Below are 5,215 nucleotides of genomic sequence, written 5' to 3' on the forward strand. Positions count from 1 at the left end.
TGCCAAATGTCTGTGAGACGGTTCCTCCCATCACATCATCCGGGTCTGAAGAATGATAGGTCAGTGCACCACCCAGTGTTGTTGTCGAAGGTACATCGAGCGCGCCACCACCCTGCGAAAGCGACATACTTGAAATATTATCCTGTATGATGGCCTCGTTGACATCCAGGCCATTATATTCCTGAAATGCCTGATCTCCCATGGGAATACCATCAAGTGTCGCATCGATCTGGCTCTGGTTGAAGCCACGGACGTATAATGTATTTGCCCATGTATCCAACCCGAATGGATCATCAGATGTAAAGCTAACACCCGGTGTCGTTGCTGAAAGTATTTGCAAAGGACTTGTTCCGGGCACCGCGATATCCATCTTTGCGCGCGAGAGGGTGTGCTCCGGGCCTTCATGAAGGGTACGTGATGCTGAAACGCTCAGTGATTCAGGCTTATCGACATTATGCGATGTATTGCTACCAGAGGCGCGTGTATGCTTCCCCTGCTTTGTCTCCGCGCCATATACAGCCCCGGGAAAAAAGACATTCTCGGAAGCACACAACATCAGAACCATGGCAAGTTTTAGCCTGGGATGACATCTGATCCAGTAATTCATGTCTTTCTCCACACATTTACATTTCATATATTTATTATACTAACGATTCGGTATCTCTTCTATTTCCTGCATACGTCCGGCAACATTGCTTCTTGTTTCAGATAGAAGGGCTGCAGCAAGCATTTCTACCTGTATCAGGCCTGGAACCATTGTTCCCAAAGGAGAACTCAGTTCTATATGCGCACTAAAAACAATATCGGAAAATTTTGATATTGGAGACTGCCATGTATCTGTAAATAATATTATTCTTGCTTTTTTATTATGAAAAAATTGCGCGACATCAATAGTACTGGATTGATATCTTCTGTAGTCAAATACGACCAGGATGTCCTCTTTTTGAACATCAGCCATGTATTCTTCATCAAATTGCGAAAATATGGATATCACGCGCGGCCTGACCAGCCTAAAGTAATGGCAGGCCAACGATGCCAGATGACGGCTTGCCCGCCCGCCCATGCAATAGACTGTTCTTTTTTCGTCTACAATCATTGCTACCGCGCGCTGCAGGGACTCCGGAAGCTGTCCATCCTTGAAATCATTCAGTATTGTAAACAGATCAGACAAAAATGTTTTTTGCGAGGAGGCGATATCATCCTGATCTGAAGGCTGGGTTTTCAACGAACGTAAAGGCGAGAATATTTCTCCTCCTACTTCATCAACGACCGCCCTACGGAAAATATCATAATTTTCGTAACCTAATTTTGTTATTGTCCTTGAAACAGTTGGCAGGCTGACATTGGAAATCATCGCGATTGATGACATAGTTCCCAGTACAGATTTTGGATAATAATCGACAATGGCACGCAGAACTTTCAGCTCTGCCCGCGTCAAAGACTTTCCCTTCGATATTATCTCTTCTTTTACTGACATTATCTGTACCGCCAAATGTTATTTTGTTGACGTTATTGGTTAAGATCACATCAACATGGCTTCTGATCTGGAAACACATATAGATGCATTCTCGAAACAATATGTTTTAAAAATCACAGAGTCAAATAAATTCGTGTTTTTGAAAACCAATTAATGGAATCGGCAAAAAACTATATTATAACATCCATATCAATGCTTTACGCAGTCTGATGCTAGTCCAGCACATCCGTTTCGACACGCATTGTGTGGCATTTTCCTCATACCCATCTGCGTGCACATATGTTTCAGTCCCCCACTTCAGGCAGGATTACCGGGCGTCGATAAATCCCGCTGCCACGCAAAGCCTGCCAACACAGGCAGCATTCAATGGCAGATAAAGACAAACCGGCCCCAAGAGCAGACCGCGTCCGTCTGCCCTTAGTGTCTGACCAAAAATGAGTTGAGTGATTTTAGCAGGTTATGATTCATGGTTTTGCAAGAACCTGGTGAGCTCAAGATGGTCTGGACTGGAATCAGCCGCGCGTAGTATCAAAGGGACGATCTTGAGTATGCCAAGCGACCTTCACGATGCGAAGTGGGCGCTGATGCCCGAAAGGAAGCGATTGGGGAGACCATGACGTACGGATTTGTGCCGGGTCATGCAGGCAATCCTCCATACCGTCACCACGGGTTGTCAATGGCGACAATCGCCTCGTCACTTTCCAGCCTTAACGACCCTGCAGGGCTATTTCTGCCGCTGGATCCGCGAGGGACAATGGGAAACCATGAACCATATTCTCGTGACCCTGTCGCGTGAGCAGGACGGCCGAGACGCTACGCCTTGGGTGGGTATTTTTGACAGCCAGTCGGTTAAAACCGCTGAAAACGGCGGCCCACGCGGTTATGACGCGGGCAAGAAAATCAGGGGCCGCAAGCAGCACATCACGACCGACACATTGGGTCATGTCGTGGCAGCTGTCGTACATCCCGCCGACGTTCAGGATCGTGACGGCAGGTATGCTGGCAAGACGTTGCGTCGTGCGCTGGCTGAACGTGGCCAATGGACGATCGAAATCTTCAAGCGCGGCGATCGGGCCGAAGGCTTCATCGTCCTGACGAAACGCTGGATCGGGGAACGCAGCTTTGCATGGCTCTAACGCTGCTGCCGTCTCACGAAGGATATCGAGGCAACAGTTTCGTCATCCTGCGCGTGGTTGATGATCCGCCATATTCGCGAAATGCTAAGGGCAATCAATCAAACCGCTTTCTGTTTCAGGCTCTTGTGGCCAGGTCAATGGCAATGGCCGCAGGCGGGCCTTCTGGCACGTCACCCCCCATGTCGCACCCGCCAGGCCGCCCAAAACCACCAGCAGCGACGCGCCCCATACCAGCCTGGCGCGCCTGTCAGCGTGCCGCAGGCTGGAGGCATGCCATGGCGCAAAGGAAGCTGTCGCATCATGAGATTGAAAAACGCGGGGCATCAGGGTGCCATACTCCCCTCACCCGTCTTTTGCAGATTGACCACCGCAACCTTGAGGTAGCCCGCAGCACGCAGCTGGTCCATCACGCCCATCAGCGTGCCGTAATCCACGGTTTTATCCGCCCGCAGGAGAATGCGCGCGTCACGATTGCCCTGCGTTGTGGCGGCAAGGGCGTCGGGCAGGCTGTCTTCTGTCACGTTAGTCTCGCCCAATGCCAGCCCGTGATCGGCCTTTACGGTGAGGAAGACCGGGGCATCAGGGCGTGGCGCGGGCATCATGCAGGGCGTAGCCGCGCAGCACGGCATCGCCCTGCGCCGCGCGCCCCAGATCGCGCGAGACCAGGCGCATGACCAGCGCGGTGAGATCGGCCACCTGCGCCCGGCACCCTACCGACTGGCGCATGATATGGTTATAGATCACCACCGCCGGTATGGCGGCAACAAGGCCGAGTGCCGTGGCCAGCAGGGCCTCGGCAATGCCGGGGGCCACGACCGCAAGGCTCGTGGCCCGGCTGGCCGCAATGCCGGTAAAGGCGCTCATGATGCCCCACACCGTGCCAAACAGCCCGATAAAGGGGGCAGTCGCGCCAATGGTGGCCAGCAGGCCGGTGCCGCACATGAACCGCCGCCCCTCGGCAGCCTCCAGTCGTTCAAGATGCAGCGTGATGCGTTCCTTCATCCCCTCCGCATCACTCTCGATATCGCGCGACTGCCTGCGCTCGGCCTGCACTGCTGCAAGCAGGGTGCGGGCAATGCGGCAGGCGGGCGCGCCATCAGCGCTATCCGCCACCGATGCGCATTCATCCAATGCAGCGACGGCGCGGCGCATCTGCCTGCGCGCCAGCAGGAGTTCGACGGTTTTGGCAATCAGGATAGTCCATGTGACGAGGCTACATGCGACGAGCACAAGCATGACGCCGCGCACCACGGACCCCGCATTCACAAACATCTCCCACGCGGAGAATGACATGGCCGCGGAAAGGACTCGTGGCATAAATAAATCCTGGCTTTTTACGCTATGAATACAATAACGGCATGTATGCCTGCCGGTCAGGAAACACGATCATGCCTGACACAACGGAACAGCACGCCCGCGCCCGCAGGGGCATGCCGCACCAGCAGATGGCAAATTCCGGCACATTATGCAAGTGATAATTAATATCAATTGTTGATGCCGTAGCACCGGCACCCGTCATGCCACGGCCCTGATCGCTACATTGCCTTTGATAATACAAGTCTCTTTACGTTTCCTGGCACCTGCCTCATGCTATCATTACATATTATTTCATGATTTCCGTGCATTTATTCTTTACAGGTTCATGTTGAAATCAAGCAACACTTCACTCTGTTCTTTGTTATAATAATGATAATTATTTGCATATCGTGTTGCGAGTAATTATCAAAACATCCGTTTCCGTCATCATAATCAAGCAACGCACCCACGATCAGGGTGCAACAGGAGTGGTGAATTGAGCCAGCCAGAACTCTCCCCCGCCAGAGCACAAGGGCACGGGCTTCGCGTTGCCGTGGCGCTGGGCATGTCGGTCGGCCTCGGCGCGGGCGCGGATGAAGCCCATGCCGATGCCCCGCCCGCACCGACTGATACAGCCGACAGCACCATCAAACTTTCCGCCGTGCGCGTGGGCGGTACGGCACAAGATGCAGATGCGGGCATTGAATCGGGCAACACCAATAGCGAGACCCTGCATATCGCGCGCATGCCCGCCAGCGTGCGCGATACGCCCCAGACCATTACCGTCGTGCCGCAGGAACTGATCAAGCAGCAGCGCGCCTTCACGCTCGACCAGGCGCTGACCAACGTGCCGGGCATTACCCTTTCCACCGGCGAGGGCGCGGGCGGCCTGAATGGCGACCAGTTCCGCATTCGCGGGCTGCAGGCGCGTCAGGATATCTATACCGATGGCCTGCGTGATTTTGGCACCTATACGCGCGATACGTTCAATACCGAGAGCGTCGAGGTCATCAAAGGCCCATCGGGCGAATATTTCGGCGCGGGCAATGTGGGCGGTGTCATCAACCAGAGCCAGAAACACGCCCATGCGGGCAACAGCTACAGCTATGACCAGACTTTTGGCAGCGGGCCGCTCTTTCGCGGCGTGGGCGACATCAACTACCAGATCAATGAGGACATGGCCATTCGCATCAATGGCATGTTCAACAAACAGGATGTGGTTGACCGCGATAACGTGACATCGAACCGCTACGGTGCCGCGGTCGATTTTGGCGTGGGGCTGCGCAGCAAGACCTCGTGGCACCTG

General features: G+C 53.8%; 4 protein-coding genes and 2 pseudogenes. 2 read left to right on the forward strand and 4 right to left on the reverse strand.

Going from position 1 to position 5,215, the window contains the following annotated elements; translation table 11 throughout:
- Both GXY01S_RS17730 and GXY01S_RS17735 read right to left on the reverse strand, forming a co-directional pair.
- A partial coding sequence (locus tag GXY01S_RS17730) for a TonB-dependent receptor plug domain-containing protein (RefSeq protein ID WP_255210492.1) occupies positions 1 to 607 on the reverse strand: 607 nt, incomplete at its 3' end.
- Between the two features lie 39 nt (positions 608 to 646).
- Positions 647 to 1,477, reverse strand: a complete 831-nt coding sequence (locus GXY01S_RS17735) for a MurR/RpiR family transcriptional regulator (protein WP_082770959.1) — start codon at positions 1,475 to 1,477, stop codon at positions 647 to 649.
- 496 nt (positions 1,478 to 1,973) lie between these two features.
- On the opposite strand from GXY01S_RS17735, the pseudogene GXY01S_RS16265 reads away from it, so the two are divergent.
- Positions 1,974 to 2,724, forward strand: a pseudogene (locus GXY01S_RS16265) (IS5 family transposase); the annotation flags it as partial.
- A 212-nt stretch (positions 2,725 to 2,936) separates the two neighbouring features.
- On the opposite strand, the pseudogene GXY01S_RS16270 reads toward GXY01S_RS16265, so the two are convergent.
- Positions 2,937 to 3,209: pseudogene (locus tag GXY01S_RS16270) on the reverse strand (biopolymer transporter ExbD); the annotation flags it as partial.
- Positions 3,193 to 3,930: a tonB-system energizer ExbB gene (gene exbB / locus GXY01S_RS16275; protein WP_061276800.1), complete on the reverse strand. Its 738-nt coding sequence runs from the start codon at positions 3,928 to 3,930 to the stop codon at positions 3,193 to 3,195. The pseudogene GXY01S_RS16270 and the gene exbB, both read right to left, overlap by 17 nt.
- A 475-nt stretch (positions 3,931 to 4,405) precedes the next feature.
- Here exbB and GXY01S_RS16280 point away from each other — a divergent pair.
- Positions 4,406 to 5,215, forward strand: an 810-nt coding sequence (locus GXY01S_RS16280) for a TonB-dependent receptor (RefSeq protein WP_174520994.1), incomplete at its 3' end; no start/stop codon positions are given.

This window comes from Komagataeibacter xylinus NBRC 15237, assembly GCF_001571345.1.
Classification (GTDB): Bacteria; Pseudomonadota; Alphaproteobacteria; order Acetobacterales; family Acetobacteraceae; genus Komagataeibacter; species Komagataeibacter xylinus.

What these genes read in the sequence shown, in the direction of transcription:
- GXY01S_RS17735 (WP_082770959.1), bottom strand. Translation starts at nt 1,477, where the DNA reads ATGTCAGTAAAAGAAGAGATAATATCGAAGGGAAAGTCTTTGACGCGG.
- exbB (WP_061276800.1), bottom strand. Translation starts at nt 3,930, where the DNA reads ATGCCACGAGTCCTTTCCGCGGCCATGTCATTCTCCGCGTGGGAGATG.